The sequence below is a fragment of the Kitasatospora sp. NPDC058444 genome (genome assembly GCF_042721415.1).
Taxonomy (GTDB): Bacteria; Actinomycetota; Actinomycetes; order Streptomycetales; family Streptomycetaceae; genus Kitasatospora.
This window is the reverse complement of sequence record NZ_JBHXLL010000006.1, coordinates 149,001-171,523: the sequence shown is the minus strand read 5'-3', so window position 1 is coordinate 171,523 and position 22,523 is coordinate 149,001. Positions and strand designations below refer to the sequence as shown.

20 protein-coding genes and 8 pseudogenes are annotated in these 22,523 nt (G+C 71.0%); 16 read left to right on the top strand and 12 right to left on the bottom strand.

The genetic code is table 11. From position 1 onward, the window contains the following. Positions 1-70: 70 nt before the first annotated feature. Together ACFWP2_RS09950 and ACFWP2_RS09945 are read right to left on the bottom strand one after the other, a co-directional pair. A complete protein-coding gene (locus tag ACFWP2_RS09950; protein WP_380449937.1) occupies positions 71-583 on the bottom strand; it encodes a hypothetical protein in 513 nt (170 codons plus the stop codon). A 568-nt stretch (positions 584-1,151) separates the two neighbouring features. Beyond that, positions 1,152-1,955 (bottom strand): annotated as a pseudogene (locus ACFWP2_RS09945) (IS3 family transposase); the annotation flags it as partial. Between the two features lie 61 nt (positions 1,956-2,016). Between ACFWP2_RS09945 and ACFWP2_RS09940 the strand changes: the two are divergent. Further along, a complete protein-coding gene (locus tag ACFWP2_RS09940; RefSeq protein ID WP_380449812.1) occupies positions 2,017-2,403 on the top strand; it encodes a hypothetical protein in 387 nt (128 codons plus the stop codon). A gap of 152 nt (positions 2,404-2,555) precedes the next feature. On the opposite strand, the gene ACFWP2_RS09935 is transcribed toward ACFWP2_RS09940, so the two are convergent. The 3 genes from ACFWP2_RS09935 to ACFWP2_RS09925 all read right to left on the bottom strand — a co-directional run bounded on the left by ACFWP2_RS09935 (position 2,556) and on the right by ACFWP2_RS09925 (position 6,452). Next, positions 2,556-3,047, bottom strand: a complete 492-nt coding sequence (locus tag ACFWP2_RS09935) for a hypothetical protein (protein WP_380449810.1) — start codon at positions 3,045-3,047, stop codon at positions 2,556-2,558. Positions 3,048-3,528: 481 nt separating this feature from the next. Further along, positions 3,529-5,862, bottom strand: coding sequence for a protein translocase subunit SecD (gene secD, locus ACFWP2_RS09930; protein ID WP_380449809.1), 2,334 nt, complete (start codon positions 5,860-5,862; stop codon positions 3,529-3,531). Between the two features lie 176 nt (positions 5,863-6,038). After that, on the bottom strand, positions 6,039-6,452 hold the full coding sequence (locus ACFWP2_RS09925; protein ID WP_380449808.1) for a hypothetical protein: 414 nt from the start codon (positions 6,450-6,452) through the stop codon (positions 6,039-6,041). A gap of 523 nt (positions 6,453-6,975) precedes the next feature. Between ACFWP2_RS09925 and ACFWP2_RS09920 the strand changes: the two genes are divergently transcribed. After that, positions 6,976-7,125 (top strand): hypothetical protein, encoded by a 150-nt coding sequence (locus ACFWP2_RS09920; RefSeq protein ID WP_380449807.1) that lies wholly within the window; start codon positions 6,976-6,978, stop codon positions 7,123-7,125. A 60-nt stretch (positions 7,126-7,185) separates the two neighbouring features. On the opposite strand, the gene ACFWP2_RS09915 is transcribed toward ACFWP2_RS09920, so the two are convergent. Both ACFWP2_RS09915 and ACFWP2_RS09910 read right to left on the bottom strand, forming a co-directional pair. Then, positions 7,186-7,728, bottom strand: coding sequence for a DUF6928 family protein (locus ACFWP2_RS09915; protein ID WP_380449805.1), 543 nt, complete (start codon positions 7,726-7,728; stop codon positions 7,186-7,188). 81 nt (positions 7,729-7,809) lie between these two features. Continuing rightward, a complete protein-coding gene (locus ACFWP2_RS09910; RefSeq protein WP_380449804.1) occupies positions 7,810-8,238 on the bottom strand; it encodes a DoxX family protein in 429 nt (142 codons plus the stop codon). Positions 8,239-8,574: 336 nt separating this feature from the next. Between ACFWP2_RS09910 and ACFWP2_RS09905 the strand changes: the two are divergent. Continuing rightward, a pseudogene (locus ACFWP2_RS09905) lies at positions 8,575-8,736 on the top strand (IS5/IS1182 family transposase); the annotation flags it as partial. A 150-nt stretch (positions 8,737-8,886) separates the two neighbouring features. Next, positions 8,887-9,231 (top strand): DUF4253 domain-containing protein, encoded by a 345-nt coding sequence (locus ACFWP2_RS09900; RefSeq protein ID WP_380449936.1) that lies wholly within the window; start codon positions 8,887-8,889, stop codon positions 9,229-9,231. A 113-nt stretch (positions 9,232-9,344) separates the two neighbouring features. Here the strand turns inward: ACFWP2_RS09900 and ACFWP2_RS09895 are convergent, their stop codons facing one another. Beyond that, the gene (locus ACFWP2_RS09895) at positions 9,345-9,713 is read right to left on the bottom strand and encodes a protein NO VEIN domain-containing protein (RefSeq protein WP_380449803.1); all 369 of its coding nucleotides are present in this window, start codon (positions 9,711-9,713) and stop codon (positions 9,345-9,347) included. 842 nt (positions 9,714-10,555) lie between these two features. Here ACFWP2_RS09895 and ACFWP2_RS09890 point away from each other — a divergent pair. Together ACFWP2_RS09890 and ACFWP2_RS09885 are read left to right on the top strand one after the other, a co-directional pair. Further along, positions 10,556-11,134 (top strand): hypothetical protein, encoded by a 579-nt coding sequence (locus ACFWP2_RS09890; RefSeq protein WP_380449802.1) that lies wholly within the window; start codon positions 10,556-10,558, stop codon positions 11,132-11,134. Then, complete coding sequence (locus ACFWP2_RS09885; protein WP_380449801.1) at positions 11,094-11,705, top strand: DUF6529 family protein; 612 nt, start codon at positions 11,094-11,096, stop codon at positions 11,703-11,705. The genes ACFWP2_RS09890 and ACFWP2_RS09885 overlap by 41 nt, the downstream gene beginning before the upstream one ends. A 312-nt stretch (positions 11,706-12,017) precedes the next feature. Here ACFWP2_RS09885 and ACFWP2_RS09880 read toward each other — a convergent pair. After that, positions 12,018-12,188: pseudogene (locus ACFWP2_RS09880) on the bottom strand (pyridine nucleotide-disulfide oxidoreductase); the annotation flags it as partial. A gap of 447 nt (positions 12,189-12,635) precedes the next feature. Here ACFWP2_RS09880 and ACFWP2_RS09875 point away from each other — a divergent pair. The 3 genes and pseudogenes from ACFWP2_RS09875 to ACFWP2_RS09865 form a co-directional block, all read left to right on the top strand. Next, the gene (locus ACFWP2_RS09875; protein ID WP_380449800.1) at positions 12,636-13,388 is read left to right on the top strand and encodes a hypothetical protein; all 753 of its coding nucleotides are present in this window, start codon (positions 12,636-12,638) and stop codon (positions 13,386-13,388) included. Then, entirely contained in the window at positions 13,385-13,927 is a 543-nt protein-coding gene (locus ACFWP2_RS09870) for a transposase (RefSeq protein WP_380449799.1), read from the top strand. Before ACFWP2_RS09875 ends, ACFWP2_RS09870 begins: the two co-directional genes overlap by 4 nt. A gap of 306 nt (positions 13,928-14,233) precedes the next feature. Beyond that, positions 14,234-14,407 (top strand): annotated as a pseudogene (locus ACFWP2_RS09865) (transposase); the annotation flags it as partial. Positions 14,408-14,926: 519 nt separating this feature from the next. Here ACFWP2_RS09865 and ACFWP2_RS09860 read toward each other — a convergent pair. Together ACFWP2_RS09860 and ACFWP2_RS09855 are read right to left on the bottom strand one after the other, a co-directional pair. Further along, positions 14,927-17,236 carry a tyrosine-type recombinase/integrase gene (locus ACFWP2_RS09860; protein WP_380449797.1) on the bottom strand — a complete coding sequence of 770 codons (2,310 nt, stop codon included), beginning with the start codon at positions 17,234-17,236 and terminating at the stop codon, positions 14,927-14,929. 23 nt (positions 17,237-17,259) lie between these two features. After that, positions 17,260-18,330, bottom strand: a complete 1,071-nt coding sequence (locus ACFWP2_RS09855) for a tyrosine-type recombinase/integrase (protein ID WP_380449796.1) — start codon at positions 18,328-18,330, stop codon at positions 17,260-17,262. 118 nt (positions 18,331-18,448) lie between these two features. Here ACFWP2_RS09855 and ACFWP2_RS09850 point away from each other — a divergent pair, with 118 nt between their 5' ends. After that, positions 18,449-19,024 carry a transposase gene (locus ACFWP2_RS09850; protein WP_380449935.1) on the top strand — a complete coding sequence of 192 codons (576 nt, stop codon included), beginning with the start codon at positions 18,449-18,451 and terminating at the stop codon, positions 19,022-19,024. On the opposite strand, the pseudogene ACFWP2_RS09845 reads toward ACFWP2_RS09850, so the two are convergent. Beyond that, a pseudogene (locus tag ACFWP2_RS09845) lies at positions 18,981-19,524 on the bottom strand (hypothetical protein). The gene ACFWP2_RS09850 and the pseudogene ACFWP2_RS09845 sit on opposite strands and share 44 nt — an antisense overlap. Positions 19,525-19,983: 459 nt before the next feature. Here ACFWP2_RS09845 and ACFWP2_RS09840 point away from each other — a divergent pair. The 6 genes and pseudogenes from ACFWP2_RS09840 to ACFWP2_RS09815 form a co-directional block, all read left to right on the top strand. Continuing rightward, positions 19,984-20,238, top strand: coding sequence for a hypothetical protein (locus tag ACFWP2_RS09840; protein ID WP_380449795.1), 255 nt, complete (start codon positions 19,984-19,986; stop codon positions 20,236-20,238). A 66-nt stretch (positions 20,239-20,304) separates the two neighbouring features. Beyond that, entirely contained in the window at positions 20,305-20,616 is a 312-nt protein-coding gene (locus tag ACFWP2_RS09835) for a transposase (RefSeq protein ID WP_380449793.1), read from the top strand. Next, positions 20,547-20,828 (top strand): annotated as a pseudogene (locus ACFWP2_RS09830) (IS3 family transposase); the annotation flags it as partial. The gene ACFWP2_RS09835 and the pseudogene ACFWP2_RS09830, both read left to right, overlap by 70 nt. Positions 20,829-20,847: 19 nt before the next feature. Continuing rightward, a pseudogene (locus ACFWP2_RS09825) lies at positions 20,848-20,904 on the top strand (hypothetical protein); the annotation flags it as partial. After that, positions 20,896-21,222: a DDE-type integrase/transposase/recombinase gene (locus tag ACFWP2_RS09820; protein ID WP_380449791.1), complete on the top strand. Its 327-nt coding sequence runs from the start codon at positions 20,896-20,898 to the stop codon at positions 21,220-21,222. The pseudogene ACFWP2_RS09825 and the gene ACFWP2_RS09820, both read left to right, overlap by 9 nt. A gap of 232 nt (positions 21,223-21,454) precedes the next feature. Then, positions 21,455-22,370: pseudogene (locus ACFWP2_RS09815) on the top strand (IS30 family transposase); the annotation flags it as partial. Positions 22,371-22,523 lie beyond the last annotated feature (153 nt).

The window sequence follows — 22,523 nt, the reverse complement described above, 5'->3', positions numbered from 1 at the left end:
CGATAGGTGACAGCAGCGCCAGCTGACGAGTGCCGCGCGAAGCGGTGGATCGTCACTGGTGAACGAGCGATCAGCGGCGCATCCGGTGTCGGATATAGTCCGGCTGGGCAGCGCCGGTCTCGATGTGGTTCTCGTCGAGGCCGTTGACGATCCGCAGACGGCCCTCGGGGAAGGTGAACTCCACCGCCACCGTTGCGGCCGCCAGGTCACGGTCTGCCGGCCGCCACTCGAGCAGCGCGACCTCGCGCAGTTCCCGGGCGATGAACGGCTCCAGCCGTTCATCGCTGTGGGACCACCGGGGCGTGAGCTCGGACCGCCCCCACCCGGTGATGGTCGCTGCGGTGTCGATCGTGTTCCAGCCGATCGAGAGTTCGTCGAGCCTCGCGTGGCAGACCTCCATCTGGAGGCCGTCGAAGTCCACCACCACTGGGCAGTCGGCGAACCAGTCGTCGTCCTCAGCGAACCGCACCAGGGCGAACCCCGCCAGCCGCCTGCCGACGAGCGCTGCCAGACGTGCCTCGTGAGCCTGCCGAACCGCCTCGACCCCTACCAGGAAGGACGGCTTGAAACCAGAGATCCCCATGTCCACAGCAGCTCAGTCTTCCGGCCCGCGACCCAATCGGCCAGCACGTATTCGAAGCGGCAGGAGCCTCGGCGGCACTTGACAGCGTCGATTCCACGGAACGATACGGATCACGTGTCCTTCAATGACGCCGAAGTTCGAGGGCAGGGAACTTCCTGCGACGATGACAGCGGCGAGGGTGCGGACGTTGGGCTGGTCGTCCTGGCGGACCGCGTCGGGCCGTTCCGGAAACCGTTCGCCCTGGTGTCCCGTCAGCATGACGGCGAAGGAGCGGACACGCGGCGTGAGGGCGTCGAGCCCGGGGCAGCGGACCAGGAGGACGGCGTTCGCGGGGGGGTATTCCCGGAAAGCTGCGCGAACACCGACTGCGTACTCTGCCGCATCAGAGAACCTTCGCCTTGTTCGTTGGTGAGAGTTGCCCGAGAGGCCCGTGGCTTCCCTCTCGATCGGGCACGGTTGGGACGCGACGGCAACGTGCCGGATGCCGCCTCATCGGGATCGCACTACGATCGCCTTGCGTCGGCACGGCAAGGGGGGTGAGCTTCCCCCGCTGCGCGGGAGGTGTTGATTACCTGGTCAGGGCGGGTGTGGGTAGTTCGACGGCCACTGGTTCGGCCGTCGCCTGGTCGGCGTAGTACTTGGCCTCGTATTCGTCGGGGCTGAGCCAGCCGAGTCGCTTCTGGATGCGGCGGGTGTTGTACCAGCCGTCGATATAGGCGAACAGTGCGAGGTCGGCGTCTGTGCGGGTCGCGAAGGTCGTGCGGCGGACACACTCGGTCTTCAGGACGCTCCAGAAGTTCTCCGCGAGGGCGTTGTCGAACGAGTCGCCCACGCTTCCCATGCTCGGCTCGATTCCCGCCTTCAGCAGGCGAGTTGTGAGCTTGATGGACGTGTATTGACACCCGTGGTCGCTGTGATGGATCAGTTTCCCGGGCTCGATGGGTCGGCCGTGCAGGGCGTACTCCAGCGCGGTGAGCACGAGGTCGGCGTCCGCCCGCTCGGAGGTGTGCCAGCCCACGATCCGGCGGGAGAAGGCGTCGCGGATCGTGGCCAGCCACCACGGTCCCTCGCCGGTGGGGATCAGCGAGATGTCGGCGACCCACAGCCGGTTCGGCGCGGCGGCGGTGAAGTCGCGCTGGACCAAGTCCGGGGCGAGGTTGGTCGCCGGGTCGCGGCGGGTGAAGGAGCGGGGCCCGCGAGGGCTGACGCCCTGCAGGCCGGCCTGGCGCATCAGGCGCTCGACGCGCTTGCGGCCCACGTGGGTGCCCTCACGCCGCAGGACGGCGTGGACCCGCGGGGATCCGTAGGTGGCGTCGGAGTCGGCGTGGATGCGGCGGATGTGCCCGGTCAGCTCGGCGTCGTGGCGTTTGCGCTCGCACGGCTCGTGAACTTCGCGGCGCCATCATCCGGAGGACCTGGCCGACCCCGAGCCGATGGTCGCAGTGGTGACGGTCGGCTCGGACCGCTGCTATGTGGTGGCGAACGTTGCCGACCATCCGATCCGCGAGGGGACTTCGCTTCTCGACCGGCTGGCCGACGGTCCGGAGCAGGCGGTGTGTCGCATGCCGGCTGAAGCCGGGGTCCATGTCGATCCGGTTCGGCGCCGGGTGGGCTGGTGGGTACTCGGGGCGTCGGCCGAGGCGTACGAGATGCCACAGCGATGGCCCGGCTGGACGGTGGAGTTCTGGCAGGACCGCTGGGAGGAACACGTCCGACGGTCCGGCGGCCGGTTCCAGCCGCCGCCGGTCGACCGCGAACGCGCGCTGGCAGAGGTCCGGGGGGCGGTCGCGCATCGACGGGAGACTTGGACGCATCCGTAGGCGGGCTGCGCCGAGCGCGATCCCCGCGAGCGCGGGGCCGACAGCAGCATCTGCGCGACCAACATGGACTGGCCGGAGCTATCCCCGCGAGCGCGGGGCCGACCGCATGCCTCGGCCTCGGCCGGGACGGGGGCGCTTCGTCGTGTCCAGGCTCAGTAGGTCGGACAGATGTGCTTGCGCACGGCCTCAAGGATCCGTGCCGACTTCTCAGGTCCGAAGCCCTCCGGATGCTTCGCCGAGGTGAACCGCTTGCTGGCGAGGTCGACCAGCTTCGCCTGGTCATTCGGCCACTCGGCGACGGAGGTGCACTGGTCGCGGCCGCGCGACACTGCCCGGTCCGGCTTGTCGCTGACGATCTCCGGGTCGATCGCGGTCAGCGCCGCGATGTACGCCGCGGTGGTCGCGGCATCCGGCTTGGCCGGCGGCCCACTCGGCTTCGCCCCGGCCGGCGCGGGCGCCGCCGCACCGGCCTCGGCCGGTGTCTGGGGCGCAGCCGGCGCGGCCGCTGTCGAGGTCGGCTGGGCGGTGACCGCGCTGCTCGGTGCCGCGGGCGCCCCCTTCGAGCCACTGGTCGAGCTACAGGCGGCCGAGCCGACGGCGAGCAGTACGGCGACGACGGCCGTGGCGGTGGTACGGGTGCGCATGGTCCCCCCCTAGGACAGGTGTGGTGTGGGGCAACGGTGCCGGGTTGCCGATCGGTCGTGCACGGTCGTGGCCGACCTGTGACGTCGGACTACCTCGTCGCGCCCTCGGGCCACAGGACCTGGACGGGAACGCCGCAGCGTCGCGCGTTGGCCACGACGTCTGCGGTTCCACCGTGCCCGCGTGTGGGCATGCCGTCCCAGACCGCGAGGACGACGTCTGACAGACCGACGACTGTCTCGCTGCCCGCCATGTGCGCGGGGGCGGCCGAGGCGTCGAGGGCGGCCGGACCCGTAGGTGGCCCCGGCATCGAGCGCCTTGTCCGCGATGGCGAACGCACCGTCCACCCGGTCGGCGGCAAGGTGCCCGGCGGCAAGGTCCAGCATCAGCAGCGCGCAACAGCCCTCCCCGGCGACCGGCCGGCCGACCCCACTCGGCCGGCCGGTCGCGAAACGCACGGCCTCCCCGCCGAACCGGCGCCGCTCAGACCACCGCGCCGTTGTGGTCGCGCGTTCGCGCCGCGCCCGCCGCGTGAGGCGCCCGTGCCTCCCCGGCCTCCCGCGGCCGGTCCGGGAACCGCTCCTGGAGCAGTACGACCACCGGCATCGCGGTGAACACCGTCGACGCCGTGCCCATCAGGACCCCGGCCAACAGCGCCACCGAGAAGTCGGCGAGCGAGTCACCGCCGAGGGCCGCCAGGGCCACCAGGACGAACAGCGCCCCCATGCCGGTGTTCACCGTTCGGGGGAGGGTCTGCGCCACGGCGCGGTCCGCGAGGTCCGCCCAGCTCGCCTTCGTCCCGGTCCGGCGCAGCTCGCGCAGCCGGTCCAGGACCACCACAGTGTCGTTGACCGAGTACCCGACGATGGTGAGCAGCGCGGCGAGGAAGACGCTGTCCACCGGCTTGCCCAGCCAGGCGAAGAGGCCGAGGACGAGCAGCAGGTCCTGCGCCATCGCGATCACCGCGGCGGCCGCGAAGGCCCGCCGGAAGCGGATCGTGAGGTAGAGCAGCTGGGCGGCGACCGCGAGCCCGAGCGCGGCCAGCGCGTAGCCGCGCAGCTCGCTGCCGAGGCTCGGCCCGATCAGCTCGTCGCGCTCCACGGACAGTTCGCCGGTGACGCCGGTGAGTGCCTCCCGGATGCGCTGCTGCTGGTCGTCGCCGGTCTCCTTGGTGCGGACGGACACGCCGGTGTCGCCGGTGGTCTGCACCACGGCCTGCGGGAACCCGGCGTCGGCCACCGCCGCGCGAGCGGCGTCCGCGTCGACCCTCTGCGCGGCGGTGTACTGCGCCGCCCGGCCCCCGGTGAACTCGACGCCGAAGTCCAGGCCGCGCCCGCCGATCCCGGCCAGGGCGAGCATCAGCAGGCCGGCGCAGGCGCCCAGCCAGCGCCGCCGGTGGCGCATCAGCCGGGGCGGCCGCCGGGTCAGCCGGGTCCGGAGCCGACCGACGGTGGCCATGCCGGTCAGGGTGGGCCGCCGGGCGGCGGAGGGCCGGCGCACTGCCCACTCGGCGAGCAGCCGGGTGATCAGCATGGCCGAGAACATCGAGGCCAGCACGCCGATCGAGAGCGTCACCCCGAAGCCCTTGACCGGGCCGGTGGCGAACACGAAGAGCAGACCGGCGGCGAGCAGCGTCGTCACGTTGGAGTCGGCCACCGCGCTCCATGCCTTCGCGAACCCGACACGGAGCGGGCGCCGCAGGTCGCGCTCCTTGCCGGGGCCGACCGCCCGAGGAGCGGTGTACTCCTCCCTGGCCCGTTCGAAGACCAGCACGTTGGCGTCCACCGCCATGCCGATGGCGAGGACGAAGCCGGCCAGCCCGGGCAGGGTGAGCGTCGTGCCGAGCGCGACCACGGCGGCGTACGAGATCAGTCCGTAGAGGGCGAGCGCGACGGTGGCCACCACGCCGAGCAGGCGGTACACCGCGATGATGAAGGCCCCGGTGCAGAGCAGACCGATGGCCGCGGCCAGGGAGCTGGCCCGGATCGCCTCGGCGCCGAGGGTGGGGCCGACGGTGCTCTGCTCGATCACCGTCACCGGGACCGGCAGGGCGCCGCCCTTGACCAGGGCGGCGAGGTCACGGGCCTCGTCGGCCGAGAAGCCGCCGGTGATCTGCGTCGAACCGCCGGTGATCCCCTGCCCGCACGGCACGCTGTCCTGAACACCGGGGGCGGACAGGACACGGTCGTCGAGCACGATGGCGACCCGGCGAGCGGGGTCGGCCGACGCGGCGCACGCCGCGTCCCCGGTGAGCCTGGCCCAGGCGTCGCCGGCCGAGCCGCGGAAGGAGAGGTCGATGCTCCAGCCGCGGCCCGTCCGGGTGTCGAGGACGGCCGAGGCGTCCTCGACGCCGTCGCCGGTCAGCGCCGGCGGGCCCAGCCGCAGGTGGCCGCCGGGGAGGCCGGGGTCGGCGAGGACCCGGGAGCCGTCCGCTGCAGGGGATCCGGCCGGGCCATCGGCGGTCGCGACGACGGGGTGGAAGGTGAGCTGGGCGGTGCGGCCGATGACCCCGACGGCCTCGCGGGGGTCCTGGACGCCGGGGAGTTCGACGACGATGCGCCGCTCCCCGGCGCGGGCGAGCGAGGGTTCGGCGACGCCGAGGCCGTCGACCCGGCGGCGCAGCACCTCCAGCACCCGGTCGGTGGCGTCCGCGTCGGCGCGGACGGTGGGCGAGTCCTGGGTCTCCAGGACGATCCGGGTGCCGCCGCGCAGGTCGAGGCCGAGGCGGGGCGGGGTGGTCAGGGCGACGTAGAGCGAGACACCGACGACGGCGAGCGCGACGAGCGCGCGCCAGAACGCGGTACGGCGAGTAGGCATGGGTACTCCACGGGCGGTCCGCGGGAGCCGGGCGTCCGCAGGGGACGCCGCACCCGGGACGGGCGGACGCGAGGGGACGGCGCGCCGCCGGGAACGCTCCGGGCACGATGGCCGGAGTCCTCCCGTCCGGGCCGCGGGCAGGCCGCGGCACCCGGGTCGGCGGGCGCGATGGGACGTCAGCTGGACCGGGTGGAGGGGGGACCGCGGGTATGGCGGGGGTCGTAGTGGTCGGACGGTGGCGCCCGCTCCTGGCGCGGCCCCGGGGCGTACACCCCGGGCCGGGGCCGGGGGGCGTCCGTCCGGGCGGCCGGAAGCGCGACCGGCGGGAGCGCGGGCAGCCGGACGCCGGGCTCGGCGACAGCCGCCTGCCGCTGGGCGACGTCGGAACCGGGGCGGTCCGCGGTGCGCCGGACCTCCGCGCCCGCCGGGCCGAGTCGTACGGCGGCGGGGGCGGCGACGGCGGGCGGCGCGCCGGGGGCCGGCTGCGCCGCGCCCGTCGCCGTGCCGAGGAGAACCTGGCAGACGGCCCAGGCCGCGAGGAACGCCCAGGACAGCGCGGCCGCCGCGGTCCGACGTACGCGTCGCTCCACCCCGGCCCCCTCCCGCTCGTGCCGTCACCCGGTCCCGTCCGCAAGAAGCTCTCACTGTAGGCCACGGCGCCACCGCGCAGGGCGGTTCGGGCGGCGGACCGGCCGGGGCCGGGGTCATGGCCCGGCGGGGGCCCGCACGGTGCTCTCCATCAGTGGGCCTCCTCTGCTGTGCCGCCCGCGCGCCGAACCGGGGCAGGCGGCACTTCCGGAATCGGTGACGAACTGTCAGTGCTCAGGGTCGCCTCCGCGCGGGCTGGGCTGATTGGAGGCACACCTCGCGAGAGGTCAAGGCTTGGGGGTCACCCCGGCGAGCGCGGGGCCGACAGCCGGGCGGACCCACGTCGGGCCGCCGAGCAGGAGCCATCCCCGCGAGCGCGGGGCCGACTGGTCCAGACCGCAGGCTACGTCCCGCCGCTTGTACGGCAACGGATAGTCGGATTCACCCTCCCCCGCGGAGCGCGCCGACACCACGACCGCGATCAGCTCCCCTTCGATATGGGGGCACGGCGCCAGTGGCGGCCCCGTGATCGCCGGCCTCGACGGGAACAGCCAGATCGTGGGGGCCAACAGCCATCAACTGGCAGACAGCAACAACTGGGTCGACAACCACACGTACTCGTCCAACCATGGAAGCAGCGCCGCCGGTGTGATCAACTGGCTCAACTCGCACTGACCGCTACCGGCGTCGGGAGCGGGGCTGCGCGTTCGACCTGCGCAGCCCCACCCCTGTGTGCTACTTGCCTCCCCCACGGATCTCACCCATCAGGGGCTTCGGCGGATGCGAACGCAGGTACTCCTCAAACGCCGCCGGAGTCTCGGCATACTTCTGCATCTCCGGGGTGAGCGGGATGTTCTCCTGCGTCACCACCCCTCCCGAATCGCGGACACAGACCACTGCGGTGACACCGCCGGCTGCGATCAGAACTCCCCCCAACGCCAACAGGACTGTCCCCGCACGCCCCACGGCCATCCTGGCCCCCTCTTCTTCCTGCGGCCAACCCCGACCCGCTACCGGCCTACCGCGACACGACCCCCGAGCCACGGAAGGTCCGAGCACTCGAAGCCACCTCTCAACATGCTCGTCCTCGTCGGGCCACGGGACGATATCGGCCGGGCGCTCCCGAGCCCAGGATGGCACCTCGAAGGAGAGCGGCTCACCGATGTCCTCGATGATCCCGCTGTCCGGGGACAGGCTCAGCGAGCGGACGAGCCGCCCGTCCTCCCAGACCCCGAAGGCCAGCCAGTCGACAACGCTGTGCATGGCGTGCAGCACCATCCGCCGGCCACGACCCGCCTCGACCGCTCGTCCGGGAGCCGGGACGGGCTCTGCTGACGGACCCCCCCTCCAAGCACCAGGTCAGTGCGAGCGGCCGAGCAGCTCGGCCGTCTCGTCGCGCCGGTTCCAGGCGATGACGGCCAGCGGCACCATGAAGATGAACGGGGTCCCGGCGTTCTCTCCGTGCATCGCGGTGAGCTGGGTGACGAACGCGAACGCCAGGAAGACGATCAGCGCCGTCGCGGCCGGCCCGGCCAGCCGGCGGACCAGCAGGCCGACCGCTCCGGCCAGCTCCACCAGTCCGGTCAGGTACATGAACCAGTGGCCTACACCGATGGCGTCGAAAACGGTCGTGGCGGCGGGGAGCGCGAGCAGCTTGGGCAGCGCGCTGGCCAGGGCGAAGAAGAGCGCGAGCAGGATCCGCAGCGTCCAGACCACCCGGACCACGGCCGTGCTGGACTTCGCGGCCGTGGCGGTGGTCGTGGTGGCGGCGGTGGCGGTGCTGGACATTTCAGGTCTCCCTGGTCGGCTGTCGTTGCTTTCTCAGGTTTGACCGCCGCCACCGCCTGAACTCATCGGTCCCCGGAGAAAAAGTTTTCCGGCAGCCCCACCTCCAGCGCCAACAGCTCGCCCGGCCTGCCGCCCACGGATCGGCCCGGCCCGATCGGCCTTGACCGTGACCTCCGGGATCAGAGGTCTGGAGTTGCAGTTCGACGACATGCTCGCCCCACATGCGCCGGTGTCGTGAAAGACCGCCAGGTCCCCGATCCCCGCGCGCGGCAACGCGACCGGCTCCACATCGCCGCCCCCAGCCAAGTCCGTTCGTCAGCAGGTGCCGAGCAGACGAACAACTTCGGCAAGCTCCGCCGCCGCACCGAGCGATGAAGAACCCCTGTCGAGTTCTTCATCGCCCTGGCCAGCGTCACCATCACCGTCCGGTGCCTGATCCAACGCGCCTGGACCCTCCACCGATGGGACACCCGGCCTCGAAACCCCCGCATCCGATGACCTACTGGCGGACCCTCTAGCCACCCCCTCTGGCCTGCGGTTCTACCAGCCCTCCATCGCCCGGACGTCCCCGGAGATCGCCGAGAACCCCGAAGCCAGCCGGCGTACCCGCCCCGGCCGGTTCCACTCCGGCTCCGGCAGCACCTCGATCTGCTTCGTCCGGGCCCGCCACGGCTACGAGGTGCGGCGCTCCTCCCCAAGGCCCTCGAAACACCGAACCGGAACTTCTCCCCCGACGGGAACGACGACCGCCGACTCCTGCCCGCCTGGCACGTCGCGGTGCTGCGCAGCTGGTACGAGCGGTTCGGCGCGGAGCTCTACTACGCGGGCAGCTCCTGCCTCGAACTGCTGGTCACCCGCCCGCCATCCGACCGGCACACCGCGGCCCGGGTCGCCATCGAGCAGTACGCCTACGCACCCGACGACATCCAGGACCTGGAGCAGGCCGGCGACGGGCAGGTCCGCTCCCCTGTCTGGTCCTTCTGGTGGGACTGACGATCCGTACGCGCCGACTCCGGCACGTACCGACCCTCCGCCTTCCCATGTCGGGAAAGACGTACCCCGGCCGCCCCGGGGGAGGGTTGTCCGGGGTATGCCTCCCGTCCGCGTCAGGTCGTCGGCCACTCCCACACGAGGGCCTCCAGGTCGGCTCCGCGCAGGCCCTTGAGCCGGACGTCCGACACGGGCTCCAGGTCGAGCTTGGCCAACGGGTCGCTGATCAGGGTCAGGACCGGTTCCCCTCCGCTGTCCTCGTTGAGGTGTTCGGCGACGACCAGGATGTAGTTCTCTCCCTGTTCCCGGGCTCGGTTGTACTCCGCGGCGGTGAGGGTGACGTGGCCCGGTCGGGCGCCGCCGTGTGCCTTGATCTCGTAGTAGCGGCCGGCGTTGTCGACCACGTCGGCTCCGACGTTCAGCTTTCCACGCTGGTCGAGGCTGTCCGGGTCCTCCCCGAGGTCGGCGGCGAGGGTTCGGATCACCAGGGTCTCCTTGGAGCTGCTGTCCTGGAATCCGTGCCGAGTGGACTGTTCGCGAGGCACGGCGCCGCCCGGCCGGGGGGACGACATGCCACCGGCCCGGGTGCGGGACGCGCGCTGCGGCTGGGCCGGGACCGGTCCCCCCGTGATGCCAGGGGCCGGCCCGGTCCGGCGGACGGTGGGCCGACCGAGCCGGTCGAGGTCGACCAGCCGCGGTGGCTCGGGCACGACGGCGTTGCGCTGCTTCGGAAGTGCCGCCTTGCGGCGGGGGCGGGCCGGGGCCCCGGCGGCAAGGCGGCGGCGACACCCGGGACTCAGTGCGGCCCGGTCCGGCGGAGATCGTGGACGAGCTGCTGCTGCCGATCGTCCGTCCCTGACGGGGCACCCCGGGGGTGCGGCAGGACGATCGGCAGCAGGCCGCGGATTTCCCGGCGCGGAAATCCGCCGGAGCCCCGCAGGTGCGGCTTCGGCGGGAATTCCCGCGGGATTCGGTGGCGGCGCCCCGGGCCTGGACGTCCGAGGACCTGGGCGGCGCCCGACGGGATCCCGGACGCTGTCGGTGATTCGGGGTTCTGATCATTTCGCCCCGCCGAGCTGGTGCTCGGCGGGGCGAAATGCTGCGAAGTGGCTTGTGCGGGTGTGGGTCCGGGGAGTTTTTGGTGAGGTGGGCGTCGATGCGGGCAAGGTTGATCGCGGCGGCGAACCGGGCCATGAGCCGCTACTGTCGGCCATCGGGGTTAACGGTCGCCTCGCCTTGCCCGCCTGCTGGCGTGCCTGGTGAAGCGGCCGAGCCTGTTCGCGCTGAAGTGGTGGCACCAGTTCCCACCCCGGCCGGAGAGAAGCACATGAGAGTTTCCCGTACGGTGACCGCCACGGCCGCCGTCGTCGCCCTGATCACCGTGGTGTGCAGCGGCTGCTCCAGCAGCAAGAAGTCGACACCCGCGGCAAGCCCGACACCCGAGACGACCTCCGCAGCGAGCCCCTCCGGCAGTCAGCCCGCCGAAGCGACCCCGACGGGGAGCGCGAGCCCGAGCCCCTCGGCCGGAGCCGGCGGTGCGGCCGCCACGGTCTCGGCAACCACCGTCGGCAAGTACCAGAACATCCTGGTCGACGCCCGAGGCAAGACGCTCTACCTGTTCGAGGCGGACACCTCGCCCACCTCGACCTGCTACGACGCCTGCGCCACCGCCTGGCCCCCCGCCCTGACCACCGGCACCCCCGCCGCCACCAACGGCGTCGACCAGGCCAAGCTCTCCACGAGCACCCGCAAGGACGGCACGACCCAGATCGTCTACAACGGCCACCCGCTCTACTACTTCGAGGGCGACACGGCGCAGGGCGACACCAACGGCGAGGAGTCCAACGCCTTCGGTGCCACGTGGTATGTGGTCAACACCTCGGGCAACAAGGTCGAGGGCAGCTGAGCGGTTGAACGGCGTCGAACGGTCGTCCCGCCCTCGGCGGGCCTCCGGCCTTCTGTGGGCAACGCTGCCGGTGGCCGTGACGGCCGGCCTCTTCTGGTACGGCCGGGCGCACACACCCGACTACGCGAGCAGCCTCTTCGGCCGCCGATTCGACGACGCCAACCAGCTCAAGGCCCAACTCGGCACCGCCCTGCTGGGCCTCGCGCTGGTCCAGCTCCTGCTGGCGCTCTGGATGTACGGCCGGCTGCCCGGCCTGCCCACCGCAACCCGGTCGGTCCGGACCGGGCACCGGCTGGTCGGCCTGGCCGCATTCCTGCTGTCCCTCCCGATCGCCTACCACTGCCTCGGGGCCTACGGCGTGCAGCTGGCGGACAGTCGGATCGCCGTGCACTCGTTCGCCGGATGCTTCCTCTACGGCGCGTTCGTCGCCAAGGTCATCGTGGTCCGCCACCGCCGGCTGCCCGGCTGGGCCCTGCCCACGGCAGGCGGCGCCCTGCTCGTCCTGATCGCCCTGCTCTGGTACAGCGCCGCGCTCTGGCGCCTCAACGGCTACCACGTGCCGGGTCTGTGAACCGTCCCCGGCAGCCCTCGTACCTCCGGACGCTGTTGGTGAATTGTGAGTGATCGGGTGCGGCGAGTGGCGTGGTCGTTGCGGGGTGGTCCGGTGTCGATGCGTGCGGGTGGGCCCGGGCGGGGTTCCGGTGGAGACGGTGTGGTGGCGCGGGCGGCCTTCCCGAAGGGCAGCCCGGCACTCCGGATCGCCCCGCCGAGCACCGGATCGGCGGGGCGAAATGATCAGGACCTCGAATCACCAAAAGCGTCCGGGATCCCGTCAGGCGCGGCCCGGGCCCTCGGACGTTCGGGCCGGACTCCTGCGGGGGGCTCAGGCCCCGCTGTGGCGGAGCATCTCCTCGCGCTCGACGACCTTGACCCGCTCGCGCTGCTCGGCCTCGCCGAGCGCGCGCTCGTGGGCGTCCAGCAGCTGCCACCCCTCCCAGGTGGTGAAGCGGACGCCCTGCGCGCGCAGGTGCTCCTCGACGGCCGCCGGGTCCGGCTCGACGGCGCCGGGCCGCCAACGGTCGACCGCCCGTGCCCATGGAGAACAAGACGGTCCTGGTCCGGCAGCGGGCCCGACTGGCGAAGGCACTCGCTCATCTGGCGAGGGCACGCAGCGCCAAGTCGGTGCCCTCCCCGACCGCAGTCGCCAGCCTGAGCGATCCGGACTCAGCTTGACTCTGTCGGGGATCTTGGAGTTTCCCGGTGTGCCCGCCTGATCAGCGGGCATGCTCGGGGTTGATCGAAGACCGATGCAGTTGTCGAGGTGTCAGTTGTCGCTCCGCCCCCGTTCCGGTGAGCAAGTCCCCTCTCTGACCGCACAGATCGCGCGGGCGAGCAACCCGGGCGGTACGACCGCGATGTGGGTGAGAGACCGGCTGAACGGGCTGTGGTGCGACGAGGACTTCGCGGGCTGGTACTCGCCCGCCTGACCGAGGCCGGGCTCGTGCGCGAGCGCACCACGCAGCGCACGGACTCCACCCACGTCCTGGCTGCGGTACGCGACCTGACCCGCTTGGAGCTGGTCACCGAGGCGGGCCGTGCCGTGCTGGAAGAAGTGGCCCGCACTGATTCGCACCTGCTGACCGGCCTGGTCGACGAGGAGTGGGGGCGCCGCGACGGCCGTCCGGTCCGTCTGGGCAAGAACCCCGCCCGGCCGAAGACCAGGATTCTTGCCGCGGGCGAGGACGCCTGCCGGCTGCTGGAGCACCTCCACGAGCACGGACCGGGCTACCGGCCCGGCCCGCAGGCCGAGGCACTGCGGCAAATCATGATGCAGAACTACTACCGCGACGCGGCAGGCCGCCTGCGCTGGCGCACCGCCGACGACGGTGGCCTGCCGCCCTCCGCCTCGGCGATCGTCTCCCCCTACGACACGACGGCGCGCTACGTCCGTCACGGGCACATCATCAGCTGGAACGGGTTCGCCGCGCATGTCACCGAGACATGTGCCTCCGACAGCGTCAACGTGATCACGGACGTGGCCACCACCTCGGCCGCCACGAACGACGGCCAGGCCCTGCCCGGCATCCCACACCCGCCTGGCACGCCGCGAACTGCTGCCCGCCGAGCACCTGGTCGACGGCGGCTACACTTCGCTGGTCCACCTGGAACGAGCCGCTCGCGAACACCAGGTCACTGTCAGCGGGCCGCTGCCGGGCAATCCCACCCGCCAGCACCGCAGGAGCGAAGGCTTTGACCGGGACGACTTCCACATCGACTTCGACCCGCCGGCAGGTCACCTGCCCCCGAGGCCAGGTCAGCCAGGGCTGGCACGGCCCCTATCCAACCTCTTCGCCCACCGCGGCACCCCTGATCGTGGCGCGGTTCACCAAGGGCCAGTGCCAGCCGTGTCCGGACCGCCCCCGGTGCATCAGTTCCCGCGAGAGCGCCCGGAACGTGGGCTTTCCCCCGCGAGAACTCCGAGACCTGCAAGTCCGCGTCCGCACCGAGCAGCAGACACCCGAGTGGAAGGCCCGCTACGCGGTCCGCTCCGGTATCGAGGGCACCATCAACGAGTTCGCCCACGGACACGGAATGCGCCGCTGCCGCTACCGAGGCCAGCCGAAAGCCCACCTACAGCACGTACTCACAGCCATCGCCGTGAACATCGAACGGCTCAGCGGCCAGCCAGTCACCGACGAAGCCCCATCACCGAGACCGCCGACCGCCTTCCAGACCTTCCTGGACGAAAACGACGTCCCCCGGCCGAAGTCCTGGCGAGCCCTTGGCACTTGAGCCCGATCATCCAAGATCCCCGACAGAGTCAAGCTCAGTGGCTGTTGTCGTTCCGATCTTGAGGAGTGCTAGTCGAACGGGAGTCTCGATCGGGTGAGTATGACGGCCGCCGCGCATGAAAGCAGGGCCTCTTGGTAGCTCGAAGGGTGTCTACGCCAAAGAGCAGTCCAGGAGGCCCTGTTGTCGCAGTTCTACGGCATCGCGGGAGCGGGGTCGACTTCGGTCACTCTCGCGTGTGACTGCCTGGCACACCGGTTCGGGAACGCCACCGACCACGGGGTCCGTGAGCGCCGTTACCCGACGGACATGTCCGAGGCGGAGTGGGCGGTGGTGCGGCCGCTGCTGCCGGTGCCGGGCCGGCTGCGGGGCCGGGGCGGGCAGCCGGAGGTGTACTGCCACCGCGCAATACTGGATGCGATCCGCTACCTGATCGACAACGGAACGAAGTGGCGGGCCCTGCCGGCCGACTTCCCGCCGTTTCTGTGGAATCAAGGAAGTCAAGCTGACGGCCCGGTGAGGGTCGACTCACCCTGGTAGCCTGACGGCCAGTCCGTGAGTTTGATCTGCGAAAAAAGACGCTGATGCCGCATAAGCGGCCCCATGAACTGCGCCGTGCTGCCAGCCACCGGCCTCACTGGAGAGCCGTGCCTCACGCGCCCGGCCTTCCAGCAATCGTGCAGCAGGAGATCTCCCAGATCGAGATCCGAACAGCCATGAACTGGGCGGGGTTTGGCCTGTGGCCTGGGGCGACGACGGAGGCCCTGTCCGGGTGGTCGAGCACCTCCCGGCAACCTTCCCGGAGGAATTTCCATCCCTGCGCATGCTGCGGTCGAAGCAGCCGCGGGCTGCTGGACGAAGTGCTGAGCATGCTGTCGGCTCCATCTGCCCGCGCTCTCGAGAAGCTGATCGCGCCGTTGGACGAGAGCTTTCGCAGCCGTACCGTGCCGAATCCGTTGGCTTCGAGGGACCTACCCTGGTGGGCCCGGCGGGTGTGACCAGTCACTGACCCGAGTGGCACCCGCCGCAGGCAGGAGCCGCTGCCGGTGACAGCCCGCGGGTGGTGCCCAGGATCGGCAGCAGCGTCGCGGTGGCTGGGACGCCGATCTGACGTGGAGTCGGCCCTGCTGGGGTGGGGATATCGGTGAGCCGTTCCAACAGCTGGTCCAGGGCGGCCTGGCCGTCGTCGACGGCGGCGCGTTCGTCATCGGTGAGCGGGATGGCCGCGAGCATCTTCTGCAGGTTCTCCTTTGCCTCCAGCAGCTGGCCCTTGCTGAAGGCCTTGGGCGTGTAGAAGTCGCAGCGCGCGCAGGCCATCCGGTGCTGGCACTGCTCGAAGAAGGTGTAGGTGCACAAGCCGTGGCCGAGGTCGAAGTACTGCCAGGGCTCGCCTTCGGCCGCGGCGCCGGAGGCGACGGCGTCGCGGTCGACGAGGACTTCGATGGTGCGGACGTTGCGGGCGAAGTAGCCAGCGTCGTTGTAGGCCCTGGCCAGGGTGTTCGGTGTGATCTTCGCGTAGTGGGCGGTCGCTTCCGGAGTCCGGTGGCCGAGCCATTCCTGCAGCTCGAACAGGGTCATGGGCTCCTTGGCGTTGTAGAGCTGGCTGGTGATGTTGCCTCGGACGTCGGCGGTGGGGACGCCTGCCTTGCGGCAGAGCATCGGGATGATCGCCGTGTTGATGTAGTGCTTGGCGACCCGGCGGGCTCGGTGAGCGAACAGGAAGTCCGCGTACTCGCCGGTCTTGGGGTCGAGCATCGGCGGCTGGGCCGGCCTGACGGCCTGCCAGGCCTCGATGGCTTTGCCTAGGAGCGGGTCGACGGGCTTGGTGAAGGCGGTGCCGGTCTTGTGGGTGGGGACGTCGAGCAGGCAGACCGCGTCGCGGGCCAGGACCTCACCCGAGTCGCCGGGGATGGGCAGGCCGTCGTGCTGCCAGCGGATGCAGCCGACCCGGAGCCGGGCGATCTCGTCACTGCTCTGGCCGGCGAACAGCCAGGTCAAGGTGATGGCGCGGATAAGCTCGACCGGGTAGGTGCGGGCGTCTGCGGTCGGCAGGTCGCCCGGCTCGACGTTCAGGCCGGCCCAGAGCAGCTTGGCCCAGATGTCGTCGGCGATCACGCGCGGGTCGGGGCCCAGCAGAGCGCGGACGCTTCGGGGCGTCCGCAGGGTATGGGCGGGGTCGAACCGGCGCGGGATCCATTGCCATTCGTGCAGGTCGCGGAAGAACGCGCGGGGCACCTTGAGGTAGCCGGACTTCGACTCCGCGGTGAGCGGCTTGCCCAGGCGGCCCTGCGAGCGCATGCCGTGCGTCCACTGGGAGAAGTCGCCGACGGCCATCCGGTCGACCGCCGCGACCCAGGCCGCGCAGGTCTGCCGGGTCCACTGGGCGGGCTCGGTGATCTCGGGATGCTCGGCGGCCAGCCAGCGGCCGATCTTGGCGAGCACGCTGCGGTAGCTTCTGCGGATCTTCGGGGTCAGTGTCGAGGTCGCGTACCAGCGCTCGGCCCATGCCGCCCACGCGGCTGGCACTCCCTCCATCGCGGCGGGACCGGCCTCGTGGACGGATGGCGGTGGGTCTGCGTGGCCGAGCGCGGCGACGGCTCGGTGGATGCCGTGGAGGTCGGTGCCCCACTGCCCGCTCATGGCCGGGCTCTCGCGCAGTGCGGCCAGGGCGTCGGTGGACAGATCCTCCAGCCGGGGGCTGCGGTTCAGCAGCAGCACCTGGCAGATCGCCGCGGCCGGTTTCTCGGCATCGCGGCGGTAGCCCCAGTCGGCCAGGACCGTGCAGATCTGCTGGATGGCCGCGTCGACGAGCTCGCCCCCGAAGACCCGGCGGGCAAGGGTCGGCCGCATGAACCGGCCGAGCCGGTCGAAGGCGGTGAACTCGCCGAGGAGGTAGGCGTAGGCGATCACGAACGGCTGGGCGTTGGGGCCGATCTGCCCGCCCCACGTTCGACGGAACTTGGCGCCGTCCGTGTCTATCAGGTCCGCCCATTCCTGCACCGACCAGCCCCAGAAGGCCCGCCGCAGTTCGCCGCAGCGGAGGAGCACGAGTCCTGCCGCATCCCGTGCGTACCGGCGCTGATGCCGGTCTTTCGGTGGCCAGTGCAAGGCGTTGAAGGCGTCCGCCAGTGGCCTGACCAGCCGGGCGATCGGCCGCAGGGGCTCCGCGTCGGCGGTGAGGTCGTGCTGTCGGAGCTGATCGATGCCGAGCGTCCGGAGTGCCTCCGCCTCGGCCTCGGTGAGCAGGCCGCGTCGGTCGTGGCGTGCGAGGTCGATCGACCATGCCCATGCCGGGGTGCTGGACGGTCGCATGGCCGTCGGGGTCGGGTGCGCGGTCACTCGGCGGCCGTCCCTGCGGCGTGGGCGGCCCGGGTGAGCATGTCCACGCGCCAGGAGTGGATCTGCTGCATTCCGCGGCCGAGCTTCTCGGCCAGTTCGCGGCCGGAGAGGTGGATGTAGGTCATGGTCGACTCGGTGCTGCGGTGGCCAGCGAAGGTAGCGATGGCGTGTAGTTCCCAGCCCATCCGGGCCAGATCGGTCAGGCACAGATGCCGCGTGGTGTGGGTGGAGAAGCGGGGCAGGTCGGCGGCGAGCGCCACGCGCCGGATCACCTTGGACCAGGTCCAAAGGGTCAGCGGCTGGCCGTAGTTGCGGCGCGACTCCGAAAGGAACAGCGGGCCGCGGGCTCGGCTGATGGTGGCCCGGTGCGCGAGGTAGCCGGACAGCAGCACCCCGGTGGCGGCGGAGTACGGAACGATGCGTTCGCGCCGGGTCTTCGTCGTCTCGGCGCGAACTCGCAGTGTTCGATGCGCGGGGTCGAGGTCGTCGGTTCGCAGCGAGCACAGTTCCTCGCGCCGCAGTGCCGCGTCGTAGGCGAGGGCGAGCATCACGCGGTTGCGTATCGGCTCGTCGCGCACGACGTCCAGCAGGTCGAGCCACTGCTGTTCGCTCGGGATCCAGGGCAGCTTCGTCAGGCGCGGGACCAGGCCGCGCTGATGACCGCCGAACTTCCGGCCCGGCGTGTAGCGGCCGCGGCCGACCGGGTTGGACTCCCGCAGCCCCTCCTCGATGAGGTAGTCGTAGAACAGCCGAACCGGAACCAACCGCTGCTGTAGCGTCGCGTTCGCCCGGCCGACGCCGGAGTCCATCGCGACGACATTGGGACCCCGACGGCTCGGCCGTGCGGTCAGGTCCTTCACGAACGCGGCCACATGCAGCCGGTTCGCGGTGACTGGGTCGACGCCATCGCGCTCGCAGACCAGCAGGTACTCGGCCAGGCCTCTGGCGTACGCGTCGATCGTCCGCGGGGCCCGGCCAAGATCCGTCCATACCCGCAGCCACTCGGCCGCCCGGTCATGCCGCCCCAGGACCGGCCACTTCTCCTCCAGTACCACCGCGCTGCCCAACAGATCTCCTCAGTACGTGGGAACGCCGCAGGATACGAGACGCATCGTGCAGCGCTTGATTCCACGTAACTAATAGGGACCGGTTCTACGCGTTCTTCCCCGCTGGCGCGACCACGGCCTGGTCAAGGGGTTCCACGACCGGCTCCGCCGTAAGGTCCGCGAGCAGGCCGGGCGGGATGCGGAGCCGAGCGCCGGCGTGATCGACTCCCAGTCCGTCAAGGCAGACACCGTCGTCGGCGCCGACAGCCGGGGCTTCGACGGCGACAAGCTGATCAACGGCCGCAAACGGCACGCCGTGGTCGATACCCTCGGCCTGCTGCTGGCAGTGCTGGTGACCTCGGCGGACATCGGCGACCGCGCCGCCGCGCAGGTCCTGCTCGCCCGGGTCGCCGCCGCGCATCACCGGCTGGCGCTGGTCTGGGCCGACGGAGGCTACACCGGCAGCCTCGTCGAGCACGGCCTCGCCGTCCTCGCCCTGGTCCTGGCCATCGTCAAGCGCAGTGACGGCATGCGCGGCTTCGTCGTGCTGCCCAAGCGCTGGATCGTGGAGCGGTTCTTCGCCCACCTGATGCGAAGCCGCCGCCTCGTGCGGGACTTCGAGCGGTCCACCGGCAGCGCGGAGGCGATGGTCTACTGGTCGATGACGCAGCTCATGACCCGGCGCCTTGCCCGGTCACGCTCTTCGCGAGCGTGACCGGCCCGGCGCCGGCTCGGCCAGCCATCCGCGCGCTGTCAGCCGCTTCGCCTTCGACCGCAACGCCTCGATCTTCGCGGGCACCGGGTCCAAGCCGAAGCAGCCGGCCATCTCCTGGCAGGTCAGCGGACCTTGACCGAGCCGGCCCCGGTCCGCGAGAGCCTGCACGATGCACGGTAGTCCGCCGACAGTGCCGACCAGGCCAGACCCGCACGCCACATCGGCACCACCGATTTCGGCTTCGCCGCCTCCGAGGATGCAGGCGGCACCGGCGGTTCACCACGATCCGGCAGCTCCTCGGCGGCACCCGGCTCGGCGGCGTCTCCTTCGCCCCGGGACAACACCTCGCCGACACGTGAACGAGCGATGACCCACTCGTTCCACTCCCGCTCGACCACGACCAGCTCGGCCCGGATACGGTCCGCCTCCTCCCGCAGCGCGTCCACACGACGGCGAGCGGTCAGCTCACGCTCTTCCAGCAGCCCAACGACCGACGGCATCCCGACCTCCACCAGAGCGACGACATGACACGCCACCACTCTCCGAGACCGCCGACCCTATGCCTGAACAGCGGAATCGCAGCTCTCAAGCCCGGAAAGACAACAGCCACTAATGCATACACCACGTTCGGCTAACTCCACTCCCCGATGCAAGGCCACGCTGACCTATACAAAGGCTGATGCAAGAGCTGACGTGTGCAGAGTTCAATGACACGGGACACCAAGCGTTGTCCCGAGAAGTAAACGGGGTCGGCAACGGCTGAGGACAGCAACGACTGAGAACAGCGAGTTAGTGGTTGTTGTGACATCTCTCCTCGGCCGTCCGGGCCCGCGAGCCAGTTGGTGTATCCGTGAAAGCGCCCAACGAATACCACCCGATCCACAGTTCTTCCCATGTCAGGGCCTGGTGGACCATCCACGGTCAGCAAACGTCACCACGGGACGAGACGGAGACCGCACATGGTGGCACCCAGGACCCTGGCCCACGGCATGGGCACCTTCTCCAAGGAGTGCGATGACCCCCAGAGACGGTGGTCGAAATGCCGCCACGACTACAAGATCCGCTACTGTAACGCCTCCGGGCGGCAAACCGAGGAGTCCGGCTTCGCCACCCAGGATAAGGCGATCGACGGGCTCGCCGAGATCTACCGCGCGAAGCGCGAGCACCCGCAGAGCCAGACCAAGGCCGGTCGCATCCGCGAGTACGACGTGTGAGGTTCCCCCGAGATGCGGAAGGTTGCCGGAGGTGGCCTGATTGGCCATGAGAAGGGAGCTTCTGCCATGGCTGCACCGATGAAGTACCCGTCCGAATTGCGGCAGCGGGCTGTTGCCGCGTACCGAGCCGCTGATCCGAAGCCCGTGATCCGTCAGATGGCCCGGGACCTGGGCGTGCACCACGAGGCCCTGCGCAACTGGATCCGCCAGGACGAGGCGGACCGGGGCGAGCGCGACGACCGGCTGACCACCGCCGAGAAGGAGGAGCTGGCCGCTCTGCGCAAGGAGAACGCCGAACTTCGCCGGTCCTGCGAGATCCTCAAGGCCGCATCGGCTTTTTTCGCCCAGGAGCTCGACCCGACCCGGCGACGGTACTGAAGCTCATCGACGAGCACCAGCACCGCTTCGGGGCCGAGCCCGTCCTCCGGGAACTGCACATCCCCGCCTCCGCCTACTACCGCTGGCGCCGCGAGGCCGTCGAGCCCTGCGAGCGCAAACGCCACGACGCCGAACTCACCGAGCACATCCGCCGCATCCACGCCGACTCCGACGACACCTACGGCTCCCCACGCGTTCACGCCGTCCTGCGACCGCGAGGACACCCACGTCGGTCGCAAGCGGGTCGAACGCCTGATGCGCCAGGCCGGCCTGCAGGGTGTGAACCCGCGTCGGCCCCGTTCCTTCACCCGCCGCGACCCAGCGGCCGACCCCGCCCCGGACCTGGTCCGGCGCGACGTCACCGCCACCGCACCGAACCGACTGTGGGTCGCCGACATCTCACTGGTCCCCACCGGCGAGGGACCGTGGTGGCTGGCCACGATCCGCGACGCCTTCTCCCGCCGGATCGTGGGCTGGCACACCTCGGAGCGCGCCGACGCCGACCTCGTGCTCACCGCGCTGGAGTACGCACTGCACGGCCGGCCCGTCGAGCCGGGGCAATTGATTCACCACAGCGACCACGGCTGCCAGGGCGGTTTCAACTGATCGTCGCAACACCTCGATCGAGGAGGAGGATGTGGCTCAGGGAAGGGCGCGTGCAGCGCTGAAGGCCGGTCGTCCACCCTTGCGGTCGCCGGGTCGTCCCCCGGTGAATCGGCGGGCGGAGCGACATGAGTTCTGGCGGTTGATCGCAAAGGGGCTGTCCAGCGAGGAGGCCGCTGTCGTGGCCGGGGTGTCTATGCCGCTTGGACCGCGATGGTTCCATGAAGGTGGCGACATGCCACCAATCAGCCTTGACACCCCGTCGGGGCGCTACCTGTCGTTCGCCGAGCGCGAGGAGATCGCCCTGTTGCGGGCCCGGGAGCGCGGCGTGAGAGAGATCGCCCGCCAGCTCGGACGCGCACCGTCGACGATCTCGCGCGAGCTGCGGCGCAACGCGGCCACCCGGGGCGGGCGCCTGGACTACCGGGCTTCGACCGCGCAGTGGCACGCCGACCGGCAGGCACTCCGCCCGAAGCCGTGCAAGCTCTCCAAGCACGAGCAGCTGCGACACTACGTGCAGGAGCGGCTGGCCGGCACGGTCACCGCCCCGGACGGTCGTACCGTGCCCGGCCCCACGACCCGGTGGAAGGGCCGACGGCACGGGCCGCGACAGGACCGGAGGTGGGCCATGGCGTGGAGCCCCGAGCAGATCGCGCACCAGCTCCCGATCGACTTCCCCGAGGACGAAACGATGCGCATCTCTCACGAGGCGATCTACCAGTCCCTGTATATCCAGGGCCGTGGCGGGCTCAAGCGGGAGCTCGCGGCCTGCCTGCGTACCGGCCGCGCACTGCGGGTCCCGAGGGCCCGGACCCAGGGCCGTGGCAAGCAGTTCGTCACCGAGGAGGCGCTCATCAGCCAACGCCCGGCCGAGGCCAACAATCGTGCGGTTCTGGGGCATTAGGAGGGCGATCTCATCATCGGCCTGAACAGCTCCGCGATCGGCACCCTGGTGGAGCGCACCACCCGGTACACGATGCTGCTGCATCTGCCGCCCATGGAGGGCCCACGGCGGACCACGCGCCAAGAACGGCCCGGCACTCGCCGGGCACGGTGCCGAGGCCGTCCGCGACGCCATTGCCGCCACGATCACGGACCTCCCCGAGCAACTACGCAGATCGCTGACCTGGGACCAGGGCGCCGAGATGGCCCAGCCCCTGGTACTGGACGACGGGGTCACGCTCGGCGGTGAGATGTGACGCGGTGGGCCAGGTGCAGTCGACCGTCCCCCTCGGTTCCACCCGGCCCACCGCGCCGTCACGGCCCGGGCGCGGCTCCAGGAGCCGCGCCCGGGTGCCGCTCGG